Genomic DNA, 20,224 nt, shown 5'->3' on the forward strand with positions numbered 1-20,224 from the left:
TAACGGAATTGTCCTAGAAACGTATTATAGCTATCCGGCCATCAAAAAGCAAAAAACATCGGCTAGCTTAAAACGGCACTTTCGCTTTTCTACTTGTCTACTTCAGCGCCCAGGGCCTAGTATCCTTCGGTCCCCTTACTAGGATAAGTCAACATCGATTCACTCTGTTCATCGGCCCTCCAGGCCATCGGCGCTGAACGGGCGCTTTCGCTTTTCATGCAAAAAAGCCCGCTTTGGCAGCGAGCTTTTCACTAGAGAAATTACTTAACTTCGACGTTAGCTCCAACTTCATCAAGCTTAGCTTTGATAGCTTCAGCATCTTCTTTAGAAACGCCTTCTTTGATTGCCTTTGGAGTGTTGTCAACAAGATCTTTTGCTTCTTTAAGTCCAAGGCCTGTGATTTCACGAACAACCTTGATAACTTTGATTTTCTGGTCGCCAGCAGATGCAAGAATTACATCAAACTCAGTTTGCTCTTCGGCAACTGGGCCAGCAGCGCCACCAGCAACAGCTACAGGTGCAGCTGCAGTTACGCCAAATTCTTCTTCGATTGCTTTTACTAGGTCGTTAAGTTCCAATACAGTCATGGACTTAACCGCTTCAATGATTTGTTCTTTAGTCATTGTGGAAGTTCCTCCTTAAATTTGTTTGGTTTATTGTAAAGCGAAAACGTTTAGCTTACGCGCCTTGTTCTTCTTTCTGTTCTGCAACAGCCTTTGTAGCAAGAGCAAGATTGCGGATAGGTGCTTGAAGCACGCTGAGGAGCATGGAAAGCAAGCCTTCGCGGGATGGTAGCTCTGCAAGAGCCTGAATTTCCGCTACAGTTGCAATGTTTCCTTCGATAACACCAGCCTTGATTTCAAGAGCCTCATGTTTTTTAGCAAAATCGTTAATGATTTTTGCTGGAGCTACAACATCTTCATTACTGAATGCAATAGCATTAGGACCAGTCAAAGACTCGTTCAATCCTTCAAAGCCATTCGCTTCAGCCGCGCGGCGAGTCATTGAGTTCTTGTAAACCTTGAACTCGACACCTGCTTCGCGAAGTTGTTTACGAAGCTCAGTTACTTCGGCAACATTCAATCCGCGGTAATCAACAACTACGGATGTAACGCTGTTTTTGAATTTGTCGGCGATTTCATCGACGATCAGTTTCTTTTGTTCAATAGCGCTGCTCATTATTACACCTCCTGTGGAATTAATGGCATTTATACCGGGCAAATAAAAGCCTCCATATCCGTAAGACATGGAGGCATAATACAATAGCCATTTCACTGGCTCATTCTATCGTATTCCCTCGGCAGGAAATTAAGCCGCTTGGCCCCTGCTGTCTTCGGTACAAATGTATGAAATTCAAACAACAGAAACAATCTTATCAAATTGATAACTGTTTGTCAATATCTTATTTTGTTGTTACAGATGCTGGATCTACTTTTACGCCAGGGCCCATTGTAGAAGCAACTGTTACGTTCTTCATGTAAGTGCCTTTAGCAGCAGCCGGCTTCGCTTTAAGCATTGTTTCGAAAACAGTCTTGAAGTTTTCAGCAAGCTTTTCGTTTTCGAAAGAAGCTTTACCGATTGGAACATGGATGTTTCCAGCTTTATCAACACGGTATTCTACTTTACCAGCTTTGATTTCATTAACAGCTCGAGTTACATCGAATGTAACTGTACCTGTTTTTGGGTTAGGCATAAGGCCTTTAGGTCCTAGTACGCGGCCAAGCTTACCAACCTCACCCATCATGTCTGGAGTTGCAACGATAACATCGAAGTCAAACCAGCCTTGTTGGATTTTGGTAATGAACTCTGCATCGCCGACATAATCTGCACCAGCTGCTTCAGCTTCCTTCACTTTTTCGCCTTTAGCGAAAACGAGGACACGCTGAGTTTTACCAGTTCCGTTCGGAAGCACTACTGCTCCACGAATTTGCTGGTCAGCTTTTTTAGGGTCTACGCCAAGACGGAAGGCAACTTCAAGAGTTGCATCGAATTTAGTATAGTTAGTTTTCTTTGCAAGTTCAATTGCTTCAGCAAGCGGATAAGCTTTTGTACGGTCTACAAGCTTAGCAGCTTCAAGATACTTTTTGCTTTTCTTAGCCATTTTAAATTTCCTCCTTGATTTGTGGTTTTAACGGAATTGGACCTCCCACTTTTAAAAGGTGCGATACACCTTTCGGAACACAACTTTGTTCGACGAGAAATCTAAGGATTCCTATATGATTTCAAATACTGTTTCCTCAAGACAGAATAAAGGTTGCGTGTGCCAATCAGCTACGCAACCCCATCATCTCACAGAACTAGCAGGGATTAGTCTTCGATGACAATACCCATGCTGCGCGCAGTACCTTCAACCATGCGCATTGCTGCTTCAACGCTGGCCGCATTCAGGTCAGGCATTTTCTGTTCAGCAATCTCGCGCACCTTGTCGCGCTTAACTGTTGCTACTTTATTACGGTTAGGCTGGCCTGAACCAGACTGGATTCCGGCTGCAACTTTCAATAGAACTGCAGCTGGAGGGGTTTTCGTAATAAATGTAAATGAACGGTCTTCAAAAACCGTAATTTCAACAGGAATGATCAGACCTGCTTGGTCCGCTGTACGAGCGTTAAATTCCTTACAGAATCCCATGATATTAACACCAGCTTGACCCAATGCAGGACCAACCGGCGGCGCAGGGTTAGCTTTTCCAGCAGGAATTTGCAATTTAACCATCTTAATTACTTTTTTAGCCACGAGACACACCTCCTTAAAAAGTCCGTGATGTGGTAATAGGGGTTCTACCCCTCCCACTCATATAAAAGCCTTTATTAGAGAATAAAGGCATGGCAAATGTCCGGTTTATTGTCCAAGACATACTGACCTTTGAAATGTTACCACTTTTCACTGGTGATTTCAAGTTATTTTACAAATTGGATTTGTTTTTCTTGACTGCCATCAACAAAAAGTATTCCTTCGCCTCAAGCTTCAGCTACATGCAGTCCTTTAAAAATACCGTTAACTCTGGTAATTAACTAAAAATACCTGATAGGCAAAGCAGGATTTCACTACGGGTCAACCTTAAGAAAAATCCTTTGCGTGTCTGACCGTCAGTGGAAGATCGCCACCGATAAAATCGTACCTATAGTTTGTCAACCTGGGATACATCTAGTTCAACCGGAGTATCACGGCCGAACATGTCAACTAGTACACGAAGCTTGGATTTGGTTTTGTCCATCTCTTCGATAATACCGGTCTTGTTTGTAAAAGGACCTTCTTTAACCTTGACAGTTTCCCCAATCTCAAAGTTAAGATCAACCCGCTTCTCTTCGAAGCCCATTCGTTTCAAAATCATGGTAACCTCTTCTGGCAGAAGTGGCGTCGGCTTTGATCCAGAGCCTGCCGAACCAACAAACCCGGTAACGCCTGGAGTATTTCGAACTACATACCAAGAGTCGTCTGTCATGACAATCTCAACAAGCACATATCCCGGGAACACTTTCTTTTTGACAACTTTCTTTTTACCATTCTTAATATCTGTTTCTTCCTCTTCCGGTACAACAACTCGAAAAATCTTATCCTGCATACCCATTGATTCAACACGTTTCTCAAGGTTTGCTTTTACCTTATTTTCATAGCCGGAGTACGTATGGACTACATACCAGTTCTTTTCCATTTTCAAGGACTAACGTCCGTCCCTCCCTGCATTTTTTCTTCCTTTATCGCCTTACCATCCTAAAATAGTGGCAGGTATACGGACGCCCCAGCCACTCGAACTTTTAGGACAAATGAAAAAACCCGTTTTTACCGGGCTTTGTAATAATTTCCTGCATTATTTTCCATTATACCATGAACAAGCATTACTTATTCAAGAATTAAGCGGATAACCTTTGAAATTCCCAAATCGACAATCGCAAAGAATACAGCAAAAACAGCGACCGTGGTAATAACTGTAATAGTATAGCGTGTAAGCTCCTTGCGCCTCGGCCAGCTTACTTTCCTCATTTCACGGGCGACTTCACGAAAAAAATTAGGAATTCCACGGAAAAAATTCATGTTTGTAACCCCCATCTATCCTTATGAACAATCCCTCATCGCCTCTATCTGGTTTCTTTGTGAACCGTCGAAGCGTTACAGGTTTTGCAAAACTTTTTTAACTCAAGCCGTTCATCCTTAACCCGGCTGCTTGCTGTAACGGTGTAATTCCGTGAACCACAAGCGGCACAGGCAAGAACTGCTTTTTTCGCCATATCGACACCTGCTGCCATTTTTTTGTCTATAAAACTGTAACATGAGGACCAATAACTGTCAATACGGCATGGAACTGGTTTCCTTACAAAATAAAAGCCTTTATGAATCAATGTGAGTATTCACGGAGTTCAAGGTATCGCTCCAGCTTTCTTTTTACACGCTGAAGGGCATTGTCAATTGATTTCACATGCCTGTTAAGCCCTTCTGATATTTCCTGGTACGATTGGCCATCGAGATATAATGCCAAAACCTGGCGCTCCAGGTCACTCAAAAGCTCACCCATTTTCACTTCAATATGGTCGTATTCTTCCTGATTGATAAACAACTGTTCTGGGTCCATTACCTTGGCACCACTTAAAACATCCATCAAGGTCCGGTCGCTTTCATCATCAAAAATAGGCTTGTCCAACGATACATAAGAATTTAGCGGAATATGCTTTTGCCTTGTCGCTGTTTTAATCGCAGTAATGATTTGCCTTGTAATACATAGTTCAGCAAACGCCTTGAAGGATGTCAGCTTATCGTCCTTGAAATCCCGGATTGCCTTATACAGGCCTATCATCCCTTCCTGGACGATATCCTCCTTGTCTGCACCAATCAAGAAATACGAACGTGCCTTTGCCCGGACAAAGTTGCGGTATTTGTGGATTAAGTAATCCAGGGCATCGCTATCTCCACTATGCACTAAATAAACAATCTCTTCGTCTTCCATGGCCAGAAAACTGTTGCCTGCCCTCGCTCTTACATCCACACCCACTGAGATCCCTCCGCATGCACATGCATAGATAGAAATATTATACAGTACTGGTTTTTTCAGCGTCAACGGTCATTTTTGGCCTCTGCGCCATTTTTCAAATATTTCTGCCATTTCTTCACTAATTGGGATTCGGATCGGGGGTTTCTTTTCCTGAATCCGCTGAACTCTTTTTTCAATCTTTTTTGAAAGAACATTCATCTCAATCATAAGCTCACGCGCTGATTTCCTTAAGGCACCTTGTCCAAAAATGGCCCATTGCTCAGTAAAATCGGAGGTAGCAACATGAATCTGTGTTTTCCGATTGCCCAGTTGAATGGCCATTTTTTCAATTCTTTCGTCGGCAGTTTCATTTTCCTTTGTAAAAATAACCTCAACTTGATGATTCCTATACTTTTTTGCGATTCCCTGCACATATTGGGCATCAAAAACAACAATAACCCTATAGCCAGTGTAACCTTGATATTCAGCCATCAATTCCACAAGCCTGTCCCTTGCCGCAGGAAGATCCTTAATTTTCAGGTCCTTTAATTCAGGCCAGGCTCCAATGATGTTGTAACCATCAACAAGAAGGATATCCATTTCTAGCCTCCAAGCGGATGGCGACTCCGGTAAACCTCGTACATTAGCAAAGCAGCAGCAACAGAGGCATTCAGTGATGTAACCTTGCCTGCCATCGGCAAATGAACAAGAAAGTCACATTTTTCTCTGATAAGTCTCCCCATCCCTTTTCCTTCGCTGCCGATGACAAGGCCCAAAGGAAGGGTAAAGTCCTGTTGCCTATAATCCTTGCTTCCCTTTGCATCGGTTCCTGCTATCCAGACGCCTTGTTCCTTTAATTCCTCAATTGTCCTCGCTAAATTGGTAACCCTGGCTACTGGTACATATTCAATTGCCCCGGTAGAAGCTTTGGAAACCGTAGAGGTAAGGCCGACCGCGCGGCGTTTGGGAATGATGATGCCATGCGCCCCAACCGCATCCGCGGTGCGCATAATAGATCCAAGGTTATGCGGGTCCTCGACTTCATCAAGAATAAGGAAGAATGGTTCCTCCCCTTTTTCCCTCGCCGCTTTAAAGAGGTCGTCCACCTCAGCGTATTTATATGCTGCGACATATGCCAGGACTCCTTGGTGGTTTCCATCCGTCAATTGGTCGATCTTTTTCTTTGGAACATATTGAACGATGGCATTCGCTTCTTTAGCAAGTTCCGTTATTTGGTGCATTTGGCCGCGCTGGGAACCTTCTGCTATTAGGATTTTGTTGATATCACGATGCGACCTTAAGGCTTCAAGGACCGGGTTTTTACCAATGATTATATCTTCACTCATCCTTTTTCCTCCCTATCATGTCCTCTACATAGTCAAATGCTGCTTTAATTACTTCCTCAAGCCGTTCTATCTTGCCTCCCAGGTATAAAAAGCCCATTAATGCTTCAAAGGCGGTGCTATGACGGTACGTTACTACATCTGTGTTTTTAGGGACAGAACCCGACTTGGCATTTCTTCCTCTTTTAACGACTGTCAGTTCTTCCTCTGTTAAAAACTTTTCTTCAAGAAAAAAGTATAAAACCCGAGATTGCGCCTTTGCAGAAACAAATTTTGTTGCTTCGACATGGAGGCGATGCGGCCGGACAGTACCGGCCTGGAGCAGATGGCGCCGTACATACACCTCAAAAACCGCATCTCCTATATAAGCCAGCGCAAGGCTATTAAGCTGTTTTTCATCTATTGTTGTTTCATATTCGAGCATGTGTCAGCCTCTTTTCCATCGGGTACCCTGAGGCGTATCTTCCAGTATTATATTCATTGCTTTCAGTTGGTCTCTGATTTCATCCGAGAGCTGGAAATTCCGTTCCTTCCTTGCCTGATTGCGTTTTTCTATCAATAACTCAACTTCTTCATCAAGCAGTTCCTCGGTAGCTATTTTTAGGCCCAGCACCTCGAAAAGCTGATCAAACTCTGTAATAAATCGGTTAATTACTTCGACTGATGTATTCTTTTCAAGGAGATATTGGTTTGCCTGCTTTGACAGGTCAAACAAGACGGAAACAGCATTTGCAGTATTAAAATCATCGTCCATCTCCCGGATAAATTGTTCCCTCAATCTGTCAACTTCCGCAATCCACTCTGCATTGTTAGAGGTCAAGCCGCTACTCGAATCGAGCCTGTGCTGAAGGTTTTGATAGGAAGTCTTGAGTCTCTCAAATGCAGTCTTTGTATTTTCAAGTAATTCTTCACTATAGTTAATTGGGTTCCGATAATGAACAGATAACATAAAGAACCGAAGAACCTGTGGATCATGCTGTTTGATAATGTCATGGACAAGCACAAAGTTCCCAAGTGATTTTGACATTTTCTCATTATCAATGTTGATATACCCATTATGCATCCAATAGCGTGCAAATGTTTTTGCATTGAGTGCTTCCGATTGGGCTATTTCATTTTCATGATGCGGAAATGCCAAGTCCTGTCCGCCGGCATGGATGTCAATCGTATCCCCAAGATACTTTTTTGCCATTGCGGAGCATTCGATATGCCAGCCAGGGCGCCCATTTCCCCATGGACTCTCCCAATAAATCTCGCCTTCTTTTGCCGACTTCCAGAGAGCGAAGTCAAGCGCATCCTGTTTTTTTTCACCACGCTCAATACGCGCTCCTACCTTTAATTCATCAATTGATTGATGCGATAACTTTCCGTAGCCGTTAAACTTCCTGGTCCTGAAGTAGACATCCCCTTCAGATTCATAAGCATAATCCTTGTTAACCAATTCTGAGATGAAGTCGATGATGACATCCATATTTTCCATAACACGCGGGTGATGGTCGGCTTTTTTGCAGCCGAGTGCAGAAACATCTTCAAAATATGCATTTATGAATCTGTCAGCCACTGTCGGCACATCTTCTCCAAGCTCTTTCGCTGCCCGAATTAACTTGTCATCGACATCGGTGAAGTTAGAAATATAATTTACATCGTAGCCGCGAAATTCAAGGTATCTCCTGACAGTATCAAAAACAATGGCTGGCCGAGAGTTACCAATATGAATATAGTTATATACGGTAGGACCGCAAACATACATTTTTACTTTTCCCTCTTCAAGCGGAACGAAAGTTTCTTTTTTCCGCGTGAGTGTATTGTATAACTGAATAGCCATATTATCTGGCTCCTTTCACTTTAATCTCTTCCAGTTCTTGCTTCAGGCGGGCAAGTTCATTTTCCAACGCTCTAAAACGGTCAGCTGTTGGGTCTGGCAAATCAGTGTGATCAAGCTCCCTGCCAATCTTTACACCGTTTTGGATCACAATCTTTCCGGGAATTCCAACAACAGTGGAATGGGCAGGAACATCCTTTAAAACAACTGACCCGGCTCCGATTTTCGCATGCTCGCCCACGGTTATTGATCCTAGCACCTTTGCCCCGGCAGCAATCAATGCTCCATCTTTTACTGTCGGATGCCGCTTTCCTTTTTCCTTACCGGTTCCGCCCAGCGTAACTCCTTGGTATACTGTAACATTATTCCCAATTTCGCAGGTTTCACCAATAACAACACCCATACCATGGTCTATAAATAAGCGCCGGCCAATTTGGGCTCCTGGATGTATCTCTATGCCTGTAAAAAAACGGCTCACTTGTGAAATCAACCTGGCCAAAAAGAAAAATTTCCTCTTGAACAAGGCGTGTGCGATTCGATGAGACCAAATCGCATGCAAGCCTGAATATGTCAGCACGACCTCAAACTTGGTCCTTGCAGCTGGATCCTGCTCGAAAACAACTTTTATATCTTCTTTTAATAATCCAAACAACTGTTCTCCCTCCCAACGATTCCAACATCCCGTATACTTAGTTTTATGGGAATGGACAGCGGCAACTAGGGGATATCTTGATTACTGCTATCACAAAAGGCTTTTATTATATAAAAAAACGCCTCTGCCGTATAGACAGAGACGCTTAATACACGCGGTTCCACTCTGTTTGGGCACTCCATACATACGCGGAATTTGCCCCAACTTAAACCTTATAACGGAAAGGGTGCCGCCCGCTTCCTACTGGGCTTTTGCCGGTTCGGAACAGGACTCAGGGGTGCATTTCAAAAATCGAGAGGCTTAAACCATTTTCAGCCGGTGATGGTTCTCTCTTTAAAGCATCGTTTTCCTACTTTTCCCCGTCTTAGATTTAGTGCTATGTGATTACTCCTACTATATACCATTTTCCTTCAATTGTTAACTAATAATTGAAAGCAATCTCATTTGAATTTTTTCCTTACCAAGCAGTTCAAGTGTCTTTGGAAGGTCAGGCCCATGTGTTTGTCCGGTTGTCGCTATTCGGATTGGCATAAACAACTTCTTCCCTTTGTGGCCAGTCGATTTCTGGACAGCCTTCATTGCAGCCTGAATACCTTCAGCCTGAAACTCTTCCAGCTTATCAAGTTCAACATTGAACGCCCTCAGAACCTCAGGAACCTGTTCTTCCGAAAGGATTGCCTTTGCTTCCTCATCAGGATTAATATCATCACGGAAAAATATATCGGATAGCTCGACAATTTCGGCTCCATAGCTCATTTTTTCCTGCATGAGGCCAATCAGGCTGACTACCCATTCCATTTCCTTGCCAACAAGGTTTTCACTTACAAACCCTGCTTTAATAAGATGCGGGAGCGAAATATCGACGACCCTATCAAGGTCCGCTTTTTTAATATACTGGTTGTTCATCCAGGCAAGCTTTTGCTTATCAAAGAGGGCCGGAGATTTAGAAAGTCTTGCAGGATCGAACTTTTCAATAAATTCTTCTTTTGAGAAAAGTTCTTCTTCCCCAGCAGGAGACCAGCCAAGCAGGCCAATAAAGTTGAAGAGTGCTTCCGGTAGATAGCCGAGCTCTTCATACTGTTCAATGAATTGGATGATTGATTCATCCCGCTTGCTCAGCTTCTTCCTGCTTTCATTCACAATTAGAGTCATATGGCCAAATACTGGCGGTTCCCAGCCAAGTGCTTCATACACCATCAACTGTTTCGGAGTGTTGGAGATATGATCGTCACCGCGCAGGACATGGGATACTTCCATCAGATGGTCATCGATGGCAACTGCAAAGTTATAGGTTGGTGTCCCGTCCTTCTTAATCATGACCCAGTCACCCATGCCTTCTGATTCAAACGATACTTCGCCTTTAACCATATCATTGAAGGTATATGTTTTCCCTTCCGGTACAATAAGGCGGATACTTGGCTGCCTGCCTTCACTTTCCATGCGATTCCTATCTTCATTAGTAAGATGGCGGCATTTTCCGGAATAATGAGGTGTTTCCCCGCGCGCCGACTGTTCCTCGCGCTCCGCCTCAAGCTCTTCCTCTGTACAGTAACATTTATAGGCATGGCCATCACTCAAAAGCTTTGTATAGTATTCTTCATAAATATGATTGCGTTCTGATTGCCTGTACGGGCCGAAATCTCCATCTTTATCGACACTTTCATCCCAATCTATCCCCAGCCACTTCAAATATTTCAACTGGCTTTGTTCGCCGCCCTCGATATTTCTTTTCTTATCGGTATCCTCAATCCTGATGATGAATGTCCCACCCTGGCTGCGTGCAAACAAGTAATTGAACAGCGCTGTACGGGCGTTTCCGATATGTAAATGTCCTGTCGGGCTTGGAGCATACCGAACTCGAACTTTATTTGACATAATGAACCTCCTAAAGTGCTCAAGTTTAATCTGTGCTATTCATTTTACCATTGTTGGCTGTAATGCGAAAAGTGGGCAGTCTATGTCCAGATCCGTTTTTTCAGCAAATTCTACGATTTTGTTAAAAGAACCACAGCCTGTGCAGCAATTCCTTCACCGCGCCCTGTAAAACCAAGCCACTCGGTTGTAGTTGCCTTCACATTAATTTGACTAGGCTCAGCCTCCAGCAACTCAGCTATTCTCGTTCTTATCGCTTCAATATAGGGAGCCATCTTTGGCTTTTGGGCAATAATTGTACAATCTGCGTTTACCAACCTATACCCCTGTTCTTTTACTAGCTTCCATACTTGTTCAAGAAGCTTGGCTGAATCTGCATCCTTGAAAGCTTCATCCGTATCCGGGAAATGCTTGCCAATATCACCTTCCCCTATTGCTCCAAGGCATGCATCAGCCACAGTATGCAAAAGGACGTCTGCATCCGAATGCCCAACTAATCCCTTTTCATAAGGAATTGTAATTCCCCCGATAATGAGAGGGCGCCCCTCTTTTAATTGATGTACATCAAATCCCTGTCCTATTCTAAACATACGTGTTTATCTCCTTTTTATACGTGATCTGCTTGCTGGTGGTAACCTCTCTACCGCATTCAGCGAGCCCCTTTCTGCCTTATAATGGCTTCAGCAAAGACCAGGTCCTCTTTTGTTGTCAACTTAATGTTGTTGTAATCTCCAAATACCACAGAAACGCGATGTCCCAGCCTTTCTACAAGGCTTGCGTCATCTGTCCCAAGAAATCCTTCTCTCTCCGCTCGCTGATGCGCTTCCCGAAGCAAGGAAATGCGAAAAGCTTGTGGGGTTTGGACTGCCCACAAGCTGGAACGTTCAATCGTTTCCACAACACGGTCCTCTATTACTTTTTTGACAGTATCCTTGACAGGCACAGCAAGCACAGCTGCCCCGTCCTGTTCCGCTGTCTCGAGAAGCCTACAGATTTGCTCCGTCGTTATAAAAGGACGGGCTGCATCATGAACGAGCACAAGGCTGGAATTAACCGCGGCCAGGCCATTGAAGACACTTTGCTGACGTTCAGCTCCTCCTGCCACAAATATGGCAGGCTTGTTAATAGCGTAAGTTTTTAGCAGCCCTTCTATTTCTGTCCGTTCCTGTGGATTAATAGCAAGGACGAATCCGTCGCATTGGCTGTCTTTTTCAAAAACAAGCAAGGTATGGATGAGGATTGGCATGCCTTCTACTTCCAGGAGAAGCTTATTTACATCAGCCCCCATCCTTTTGCCCCGGCCCGCTGCCGGAAGAATAACGTAATAACCCATTTTAAACCTCTACCTTTTTATCAGATCAAGCGAACTTTCAACCGCGGGTATTTTACGTCCCAAGTGATTGTTTGCATCGCATATCCCAATTGATTTACCTAAAGGCTAAATGCCTAAGGAATTCCTTATTTCACTACCGGGCTTTTCTACGGGCAGTTAATCCTAAAGTAGAGATTTACTGCCCGGTATTACAGGATAAAGGGTGCTATTAAAGGGCCTTTTCCAAAAGCTTTGGCTTTGCAAAAATCATTCTGCCAGCCGATGTTTGAAGAACGCTCGTTACCAGTACATCAATTCGTTTTCCGATATATTCCCGGCCTTCCTCAACTACAATCATCGTTCCATCATCCAGATATGCGACACCCTGATGGTGTTCTTTTCCATCCTTAATGACTTGAACATTTAATTCCTCACCAGGCAGAACGACTGGCTTTACTGCATTGGCAAGGTCGTTAATATTCAGTACAGAGACATTCTGGAATTCACATACCTTGTTCAAATTAAAATCATTGGTTACAAGGATGCCTCCGGTATCTTTTGCAAGTTTAACAAGCTTGCTGTCTACTTCCTGTATTTCCTCGTAATCCTTTTCATTAATTTCTACGTTTACAGCAATTTCTTTTTGTATCCGATTTAGGATATCAAGCCCACGCCGTCCCCGATTTCGTTTTAGGACATCAGAAGAATCAGCAATATGCTGAAGCTCCTGAAGGACAAACCTTGGAATGACAATCGTGCCCTCAAGGAAACCAGTTTGGCAGATATCAGCAACTCGCCCATCAATAATTACACTTGTATCCAATATTTTAAGAGAATGTTTGAATGGTTTGTCCTGTTCCTCTTCTGTTGTCTTTTTCTTTTTGCTGCCAAAGAGATTCATTAGTTCATCCCGTTTTTTAAATCCCACCTGAAAGCCTAGATACCCAAACAAGAGAGTCAATAGGATAGGGGCAACGGTATTAATTACCGGAACTTCAATGGCATTAAGCGCAAAGCCGACTAAAAAAGCGACAATTAGCCCAAAAGTTAGTCCAAGACTCCCAAATAAAACATCGGTTATCGGCACTTTCACAAGACTGTCTTCCAGCCATTTCACAAAGTCAACCACATATTCAACAGCCCAAAAAGTAAGAAGATAAAAAATAAGTGCACCGATAATGGCTGCCATATAAGAATTATTCAACCATGGAAATTTGTCAGCGCCTACTAGATTCAATAAGAGCGGAATTGTAAAGATCCCAAGGGTTCCCCCGATAATCAGGAAACTTGCTTGAACGATACGTTTTAACATTCCCTCACCTCCTTTTACTCATTATAAACAAAAACACTGAATTGAAACCTTAAATATGCCACGTTTTTTCAAACAAAACATCTCTCCCAAAAATATCGGTCCCCTGGGACGGTTATTCACCCAGTGCAGCCTTTAAGGCTTGGCTCACTGTTGATACCCCTATAAGTTCCAGGCCCTTTGGCGCGGTCCAGCCGCCTAGATTATTAGCAGGAAGAATGACTCTTTCAAAACCCAGCTTTGCTGCTTCTTGCACCCGCTGTTCTATTCTTGACACACGTCTCACTTCACCCGTAAGACCCACTTCACCAATAATGCAATCCGTTGATTGGGTCGGCTTATCCCTAAAGCTTGACGCTATCGAAACAGCCACAGCAAGGTCAATTGCTGGTTCATCAAGCTTGACACCGCCTGCCACCTTTAGATAAGCATCCTGGTTTTGGAGAAGCATCCCTACCCTTTTTTCAAGTACTGCCATTAACAGGGGAACGCGATTATGGTCTATTCCTGTCGCCATCCTCCTTGGATTGCCAAAGCTGGTCGGTGAAATCAATGCCTGAATTTCAACAAGTACCGGTCTGGTCCCCTCCATGGAAGCTACCACAGTCGATCCCGCGGCGCCTCTTGACCGCTCTTCCAAAAATATTTCTGAAGGGTTTTCTACTTCCTCAAGGCCGGCTTCCTTCATTTCAAAAATGCCCATTTCATTTGTGGATCCAAAGCGGTTTTTAACAGCTCGGAGTATCCGGTACGTATGGTGCCGCTCACCCTCAAAGTATAGGACAGTATCAACCATATGTTCCAAGAGCCTTGGACCTGCAATGTTCCCTTCCTTTGTGACATGTCCAACAATAAAAATGGCAATGCCTTTTGTTTTGCCAATCCTCATTAATTCGGATGTGCATTCCCTTACTTGGGAGACACTGCCCGGTGCGGAGGTAACCTCTGGATGAAAAATAGTCTGAATCGAATCGACGATTACAAATTCAGGATTTGTCTGTTCAATTGTCCGGTTAATTTCTTCAAGGTTTGTCTCAGAATATACGAGCAAGTTTTCTGAAGCTATACCGATCCGTTCAGAACGGAGCTTTGTTTGACGCAGGGACTCTTCACCCGATATATAGAGGACGGTATGCTCCTTTTGGGCAAGCTCGGAGGATACTTGCAGCAAGAGTGTAGATTTCCCTATACCCGGGTCACCCCCTATAAGGACTAAGGATCCTTTAACGATCCCGCCACCGAGAACACGGTTCAATTCAGCCATATTTGTAAAAATTCTTGGTTCACTAACCGTTTCAACCGATGTAATAGGAACGGCCTTGGATGCTGTTCCCTGGGTATGGGAGAAGGCTCCTCTTCTCCCGGTTGCTGCAGGCTCGACTTCCTCTACCATAGTGTTCCATTCGCCACAACCTGGACATTTCCCCATCCATTTTGGTGATTCGTATCCACAATTATTACATATAAACTTTGTTTTTCGCTTTGCCATTAGACCCTCTCCATTATCTTTTATCTGCCGGTAATTTTCAAAAAAACAGGGAGGTACCGCCAGATAAATATGCGTGTACCTCCCTGGATTACTATGAAATCACAGTTGGAGCAGAACTTACCCCGCATTAACAGGCAGTAAGACCCCCCAATTTATTTGGGGAAAGTGTGGGGGACCAGCTTCCCGTAAAAGCCCGGTTGATGAAATATGATTTTTCTCTGGCTTAAGCCTTTAGAAAATTCATTCGGGCCATGCGCGACTGACAATCAGTGTGGCGATAAAGCCAGCTACCGATTAAGTTTCACTTTACTGGACAGGTTCCTCGGCTGCTGTTTTCACAGTGAACTCGCCATTATCTGCATCAATTATAACATGCTGGCCAGTCAATAATGTACCTTTAAGCAATTCCTCAGACAGACGATCTTCAATATGCTTCTGGATTGCCCTGCGCAATGGTCTTGCCCCATATTCCGGGTCATAGCCCTCCTCAGAAATTTTTTCTTTGGCTGCATCTGTAAGTTTGAGAGTAATATCCTGTTCTTTCAAGCGCTTGACTAGCTGGTCAGACATAAGTGTAACAATTTCGTTCAGATGCTTCCGTTCCAGTGAATGGAATACGATCATTTCATCAATGCGGTTAAGGAATTCCGGACGGAAGGCTTTCTTCAATTCCTCTAATACTTTGCCCTTCATGTCCTTATAATCCTGTTCTCCATCCTGAACGGTAAAGCCGACATATTTATTTCGTCTAAGCGCATCAGCACCGACGTTGGAAGTCATAATTAACACTGTATTCCTGAAGTCAACTGTACGGCCTTTGGAATCAGTCAGGCGTCCATCCTCCAATACCTGCAAAAGGATATTGAATACATCCGGATGGGCTTTTTCTATCTCATCAAGAAGTACAACTGAATACGGTTTGCGGCGAACTTTTTCAGTGAGCTGGCCGCCCTCTTCATAACCGACATAACCTGGAGGTGAGCCAACCAGACGGGAAGTTGAATGCTTCTCCATGTACTCAGACATATCAATCCGGATCATTGCATCCTCATCACCGAACATTGCTTCAGCAAGTGCCCTGGCTAGTTCAGTTTTACCAACACCAGTTGGCCCAAGGAAAATGAATGAACCGATTGGCCTTTTTGGATCCTTTAATCCAGCACGCGCCCGGCGGACGGCCTTTGATACAGCCTTGACTGCCTCCTCTTGGCCAATTACCCTGGAATGAAGGATTTCTTCAAGGTTCAAAAGCTTTTCTGTCTCAGTCTGTGCAAGCCTTGAAACCGGTATTCCCGTCCAGCTTGCCACAACATGAGCAATATCATCAACTGTCACTTCACTATTTTCCTTGCCTTGCTGTTCTTTCCAACTCTTCTTTGTTTCCTCAAGCTGTTCGCGAAGGCGTTGTTCAGAATCCCTCAGAGAAGCTGCCTTCTCGAATTCCTGACTTTGGACTGAGGCATCCTTTTCTTTACGGACTTCGTCAAGCTTCATTTCCAATTCTTTAAGATTTGGAGGTGTTGTATATGACCTCAGTCTTACCTTCGAGCCAGCCTCATCAATCAGGTCGATTGCTTTATCCGGCAGGAAACGGTCTGAGATATAGCGGTCTGAAAATTTGACGGCTGCCTCGATGGCTTCATCAGTAATAGTTACACGATGGTGTGCCTCATAGCGGTCACGCAGCCCTTGCAGAATTTGAACAGATTCTTCTGCAGTCGGTTCATCTACCCGAATCGGCTGGAAGCGGCGTTCAAGAGCGGCATCCTTTTCAATATATTTACGGTATTCATCAAGTGTTGTCGCACCGATACATTGGAGTTCACCACGAGCAAGCGATGGCTTCAGTATGTTCGATGCATCAATCGCGCCTTCAGCTCCCCCGGCTCCAATTAATGTATGCAGTTCATCAATGAAAAGTATGATATTTCCTGCCTGCCTGATTTCATCCATTACTTTTTTCAGTCGGTCTTCGAATTCACCACGGTATTTTGTTCCGGCAACCACTGTTCCCATATCAAGTGTCATAACCCGTTTATCCCGAAGGATCTCTGGAACTTCATTATTAACAATTTGCTGGGCCAGACCTTCGGCAATTGCTGTTTTACCTACCCCTGGCTCACCAATGAGGACAGGGTTATTTTTCGTTCTACGGCTTAATACTTCGATGACTCGCTGAATTTCCTTGCTTCGGCCAATTACGGGATCCAGGCTGCCTTCTCTTGCAATAGCTGTCAAATCCCTTGCCAGGCCATCAAGAGTAGGTGTATTTGCACTAACAGACGTGCTCCCAGGGTGACCACCGGATTCATTACTGCCCAGCAGCTGGAGAACCTGCTGGCGCGCTTTGTTCAAGCTGACACCAAGGTTATTAAGAACCCTTGCTGCTACTCCTTCACCTTCACGAATAAGCCCCAGGAGAATATGTTCAGTACCGACATAAGAATGCCCCAGTTTCCGCGCTTCATCCATCGAAAGCTCAATTACCTTTTTGGCCCTTGGTGTGTAATGGATGGTTTGCGGTATTTCTTGTCCTCGGCCAATAAGAGTCTCTACTTCCTTCTGGATTTTTTCAGATCCCAGGCCTAAGCCATAAAGTGCTTTGGCTGCAATTCCTTCTCCCTCCCGGACGAGGCCTAATAAAATATGTTCGGTGCCAATATTATTATGGCCTAGCCGAATGGCTTCTTCCTGGGCCAATGCGAGTACCTTTTGGGCTCTTTCTGTAAAACGGCCAAACATCATAATCGATTCCTCCTCAATTAGTATCCAATTCAAGTTTTAATCGTTCTCTTATAAGGCAAGCTCTTCGGATGTCCCTTTCTTCAGGCCGTAAAGGTCCGCCTGAATATAATTGGAGGAATCCGGGCTGTGTTAATATCATAAGTTCATTCAAAATCGTTCTTGACACATTTTTTATATACCCCATATCAATTCCCAACCTAACATCGGATAAACACTTTGCAGCCTCTTTTGTTTCAATTATTCTGCTATTCGACAAAACTCCAAATGAACGGTAAACTCTATCTTCTAATTGTATGTTGTAAGTTTTCTCTAATGCGTCGCGGGCAGACCTTTCCTGGGCAATAAGCTGGCTCACAACGCTAATTAAGTCCTCAACAATATCTTCCTCAGATTTTCCAAGCGTGATTTGGTTTGAAATCTGAAAGATATTGCCGAGCGCCTGGCTTCCTTCACCATATATGCCTCTAACAACCAAGCCAAGCTGGTTTATTGCTGGAATAATATTATTTATTTGCTTTGTTAACACAAGCCCTGGCAAATGCATCATAACGGACGCCCGCAACCCGGTACCGACATTCGTTGGGCAACTTGTAAGATAACCATGTTCTTCACTATATGCGTATTCGATTTGCTGTTCAATCCAATCATCTATCTCATTTGCCGCCTCTAGAGCTTTAGCTAGTTGAAAGCCCGGGAATAAGCACTGTATTCGAATATGGTCCTCTTCGTTAATCATAATGCTAACTTCTTCATTTTCAGACAGCACACATGCCCCGTATGGAGAATCTTCAGCAAGGTTTGGGCTAATTAAATGTTTTTCAACTAGAACCCTTTTTTGAAGAGGGTTAATGTCCTGCATATTTAATAATTCCATCCTGCCTAATCGGGTCGGACTGGAAGGGATCATCGATTCAAATCTTTTAATAATTTCATTTCCCTCTTCATTGGAAAGCATAGTTGGAAATTTATAATCAGATAGATTTCTTGCCAGCCTGATCCGCGAACTCAATACTATGTCAGAGTCCGGGCCATCCTCATTCATCCAAGAACTTACTGCATTACTTAAAAAGTTCTCCAGTGACACGTTATTCCCCTCCCTCGCTTGTGCCCTTAATCAAATTCTCAAGCGATCGGATTTCATCCCGCACTTTTGCCGCCTTTTCAAACTCTTCTTTTGTTATAAGGTCTTTAAGCCTCTGCTTGGACTCTTCCAATTGTCTCCGAATATGCAGTGTACCGCCTACTCGTTTGGGTATTTTTCCATGATGCTTCCAATTGCCTCCGTGGACCCTTCTTATAATTGGTTTTAATTGTCCCGAGAACGCTTCATAGCACGCCGTGCAGCCGAACCGGCCCGCCTTTACAAATTGAGGGAACGTCATTGAGCAAGATGGGCATTGTATGAACTCCTCTTTATCTATTGCACCATGCCCCTGATGTTGATAGGTATTTTCAAAGTTCAACAAGCCTGCAAGCAAATTATTTAAAGAAAACCCCGAACCACCTTGCATCATGAACATTTCGCCTTTTTCTTGAGCGCATTGCTGACATAGATGAACCTCGGTTTTCTCTCCATTTACCACTCTTGTAAAATGCATGGTTGCAGGTCGTTGATTACATTCATCACATATCATATTCTCACCTCTAGCATTCTCTTCTCTATACTTTATACAGTGGAGTTGTCCAGCGTTTAGCTTTATTCTCTACTTATACTTCAACGTGGTCAGCATTGCCTTAAGCATGCGGGCTCTTAGTTCATCTCTGTATGGCAGGTCTATATATAAAATTGATCTGTCTATAACGCTAAGCATGATTTTAGCTTCACGATGAGTGATGACGTCCTCTTCAACAAGCCGGTAAATTACGCCTTCCGCCGCATGCTGGCTAACCTGATCTCGGATTATCGATAATACATGATCGAGCAGATGGGCATGGTCGTTTGATTGGACCTTCATAATCCGGATATAGCCGCCACCGCCACGTTTACTCTCTACAATATATCCTCTTTCGATAGTAAATCTGGTATTGATGACGTAGTTGATTTGGGAAGGGACGCATTGAAATTTATCTGCTATTTCACTCCTCTTGATTTCCACCAAATCTTCATCACTTAGCTCAAGTACTTGTTTTAAATAGTTTTCAATGATGTCAGAGATATTTCTCAAATTGCCACCCCCTTCTGACTTTGACTATCTTTGACATTAATTATACATTACGCGAGTATGTAGGTGCAATTTTTTGATTTACTGATATTTTCTCCAAATCTTAGGATGATGAAACTAGGGGGAATTATTATATTTGGATTTGGGGAGGGGGAATTTTTCTTCTACCCCTTTTTTTGTAAAATCAAACTTTAGACTTTAATGAGATGAGCATTGTAGGTTTGGAAGAAACCTCATTTCCTGTTGGCAGGCTTTACCGATAGCAGTTAATGTTAGTGGAGTATGCTTTCAAAGATAATATTGTGAGGTTACAACAATTAGGATATGATGGGATAGGAATTCTTAATAATAATAGTGGTACCTCACGCGCTTCTATACTCTTATATTTATTATTCAGAAGCATACGAAAAAGGGCAACCCGTGTTGGGTTGCCCTTTACTTGTTGCCCGGCAGCGTCCTACTCTTACAGGGGCTTACGCCCCAACTACCATCGGCGCTGAGAAGCTTAACTTCCGTGTTCGGGATGGGAACGGGTGTGGCCTTCTCGCCATAACT

The 20,224-nt window shown here is 43.7% G+C and carries 22 protein-coding genes, 1 rRNA gene and 1 other annotated feature; all 23 genes read right to left on the bottom strand.

Annotated features, from left to right (window positions below):
• Positions 1–260: 260 nt before the first annotated feature.
• The 23 genes from rplL to rrf all read right to left on the bottom strand — a co-directional run bounded on the left by rplL (position 261) and on the right by rrf (position 20,224).
• Entirely contained in the window at positions 261–623 is a 363-nt protein-coding gene (gene rplL, locus TY16_RS09225) for a 50S ribosomal protein L7/L12 (protein WP_043931584.1), read from the bottom strand.
• Positions 624–678: 55 nt separating this feature from the next.
• The gene (gene rplJ / locus TY16_RS09230; RefSeq protein WP_043931586.1) at positions 679–1,179 is read right to left on the bottom strand and encodes a 50S ribosomal protein L10; all 501 of its coding nucleotides are present in this window, start codon (positions 1,177–1,179) and stop codon (positions 679–681) included.
• A 34-nt stretch (positions 1,180–1,213) separates the two neighbouring features.
• Positions 1,214–1,355 (bottom strand) — a sequence feature (ribosomal protein L10 leader region).
• Positions 1,356–1,402: 47 nt separating this feature from the next.
• Entirely contained in the window at positions 1,403–2,101 is a 699-nt protein-coding gene (gene rplA / locus TY16_RS09235) for a 50S ribosomal protein L1 (RefSeq protein ID WP_043931587.1), read from the bottom strand.
• Positions 2,102–2,307: 206 nt separating this feature from the next.
• A complete protein-coding gene (gene rplK / locus TY16_RS09240) occupies positions 2,308–2,733 on the bottom strand; it encodes a 50S ribosomal protein L11 (protein WP_043931588.1) in 426 nt (141 codons plus the stop codon).
• Between the two features lie 385 nt (positions 2,734–3,118).
• Positions 3,119–3,652 carry a transcription termination/antitermination protein NusG gene (gene nusG, locus TY16_RS09250; protein ID WP_043931590.1) on the bottom strand — a complete coding sequence of 178 codons (534 nt, stop codon included), beginning with the start codon at positions 3,650–3,652 and terminating at the stop codon, positions 3,119–3,121.
• 188 nt (positions 3,653–3,840) lie between these two features.
• Positions 3,841–4,032: a preprotein translocase subunit SecE gene (secE, locus tag TY16_RS09255; RefSeq protein WP_043931592.1), complete on the bottom strand. Its 192-nt coding sequence runs from the start codon at positions 4,030–4,032 to the stop codon at positions 3,841–3,843.
• Positions 4,033–4,076: 44 nt separating this feature from the next.
• Positions 4,077–4,226, bottom strand: coding sequence for a 50S ribosomal protein L33 (rpmG, locus tag TY16_RS09260; RefSeq protein ID WP_043931593.1), 150 nt, complete (start codon positions 4,224–4,226; stop codon positions 4,077–4,079).
• 107 nt (positions 4,227–4,333) lie between these two features.
• Entirely contained in the window at positions 4,334–4,990 is a 657-nt protein-coding gene (gene sigH / locus TY16_RS09265; RefSeq protein WP_269320341.1) for an RNA polymerase sporulation sigma factor SigH, read from the bottom strand.
• 63 nt (positions 4,991–5,053) lie between these two features.
• Entirely contained in the window at positions 5,054–5,563 is a 510-nt protein-coding gene (locus tag TY16_RS09270; RefSeq protein ID WP_043931595.1) for an NYN domain-containing protein, read from the bottom strand.
• Between the two features lie 2 nt (positions 5,564–5,565).
• Complete coding sequence (rlmB, locus tag TY16_RS09275; protein ID WP_043931597.1) at positions 5,566–6,309, bottom strand: 23S rRNA (guanosine(2251)-2'-O)-methyltransferase RlmB; 744 nt, start codon at positions 6,307–6,309, stop codon at positions 5,566–5,568.
• A complete protein-coding gene (locus TY16_RS09280) occupies positions 6,302–6,730 on the bottom strand; it encodes a Mini-ribonuclease 3 (RefSeq protein WP_043931598.1) in 429 nt (142 codons plus the stop codon). The genes rlmB and TY16_RS09280 overlap by 8 nt, the downstream gene beginning before the upstream one ends.
• A gap of 3 nt (positions 6,731–6,733) precedes the next feature.
• The gene (gene cysS / locus TY16_RS09285) at positions 6,734–8,131 is read right to left on the bottom strand and encodes a cysteine--tRNA ligase (protein WP_043931599.1); all 1,398 of its coding nucleotides are present in this window, start codon (positions 8,129–8,131) and stop codon (positions 6,734–6,736) included.
• A gap of 1 nt (position 8,132) precedes the next feature.
• Positions 8,133–8,780, bottom strand: a complete 648-nt coding sequence (gene cysE, locus TY16_RS09290) for a serine O-acetyltransferase (RefSeq protein WP_043931600.1) — start codon at positions 8,778–8,780, stop codon at positions 8,133–8,135.
• 417 nt (positions 8,781–9,197) lie between these two features.
• Positions 9,198–10,655: a glutamate--tRNA ligase gene (gene gltX / locus TY16_RS09295; RefSeq protein ID WP_043931602.1), complete on the bottom strand. Its 1,458-nt coding sequence runs from the start codon at positions 10,653–10,655 to the stop codon at positions 9,198–9,200.
• A gap of 110 nt (positions 10,656–10,765) precedes the next feature.
• Positions 10,766–11,242, bottom strand: coding sequence for a 2-C-methyl-D-erythritol 2,4-cyclodiphosphate synthase (ispF, locus tag TY16_RS09300; protein WP_043931603.1), 477 nt, complete (start codon positions 11,240–11,242; stop codon positions 10,766–10,768).
• A 59-nt stretch (positions 11,243–11,301) separates the two neighbouring features.
• Positions 11,302–11,985: a 2-C-methyl-D-erythritol 4-phosphate cytidylyltransferase gene (gene ispD, locus TY16_RS09305; RefSeq protein ID WP_043931604.1), complete on the bottom strand. Its 684-nt coding sequence runs from the start codon at positions 11,983–11,985 to the stop codon at positions 11,302–11,304.
• Between the two features lie 208 nt (positions 11,986–12,193).
• Positions 12,194–13,276 (bottom strand): PIN/TRAM domain-containing protein, encoded by a 1,083-nt coding sequence (locus TY16_RS09310; protein WP_043931606.1) that lies wholly within the window; start codon positions 13,274–13,276, stop codon positions 12,194–12,196.
• A 112-nt stretch (positions 13,277–13,388) separates the two neighbouring features.
• A complete protein-coding gene (gene radA / locus TY16_RS09315) occupies positions 13,389–14,762 on the bottom strand; it encodes a DNA repair protein RadA (RefSeq protein WP_043931607.1) in 1,374 nt (457 codons plus the stop codon).
• A 306-nt stretch (positions 14,763–15,068) separates the two neighbouring features.
• Positions 15,069–17,507 carry an ATP-dependent protease ATP-binding subunit ClpC gene (clpC, locus tag TY16_RS09320; protein ID WP_043931608.1) on the bottom strand — a complete coding sequence of 813 codons (2,439 nt, stop codon included), beginning with the start codon at positions 17,505–17,507 and terminating at the stop codon, positions 15,069–15,071.
• Between the two features lie 13 nt (positions 17,508–17,520).
• On the bottom strand, positions 17,521–18,591 hold the full coding sequence (locus TY16_RS09325; protein WP_043931609.1) for a protein arginine kinase: 1,071 nt from the start codon (positions 18,589–18,591) through the stop codon (positions 17,521–17,523).
• 1 nt (position 18,592) lies between these two features.
• The gene (locus tag TY16_RS09330) at positions 18,593–19,141 is read right to left on the bottom strand and encodes a UvrB/UvrC motif-containing protein (protein ID WP_043931611.1); all 549 of its coding nucleotides are present in this window, start codon (positions 19,139–19,141) and stop codon (positions 18,593–18,595) included.
• Between the two features lie 69 nt (positions 19,142–19,210).
• Positions 19,211–19,672 (bottom strand): CtsR family transcriptional regulator, encoded by a 462-nt coding sequence (locus tag TY16_RS09335; protein WP_043931612.1) that lies wholly within the window; start codon positions 19,670–19,672, stop codon positions 19,211–19,213.
• Between the two features lie 441 nt (positions 19,673–20,113).
• Positions 20,114–20,224, bottom strand: a 5S ribosomal RNA gene (gene rrf / locus TY16_RS09340).

The sequence above is a fragment of the Bacillus sp. EB01 genome, assembly GCF_000613125.1.
GTDB lineage: Bacteria > Bacillota > Bacilli > Bacillales > Cytobacillaceae > Bacillus_D.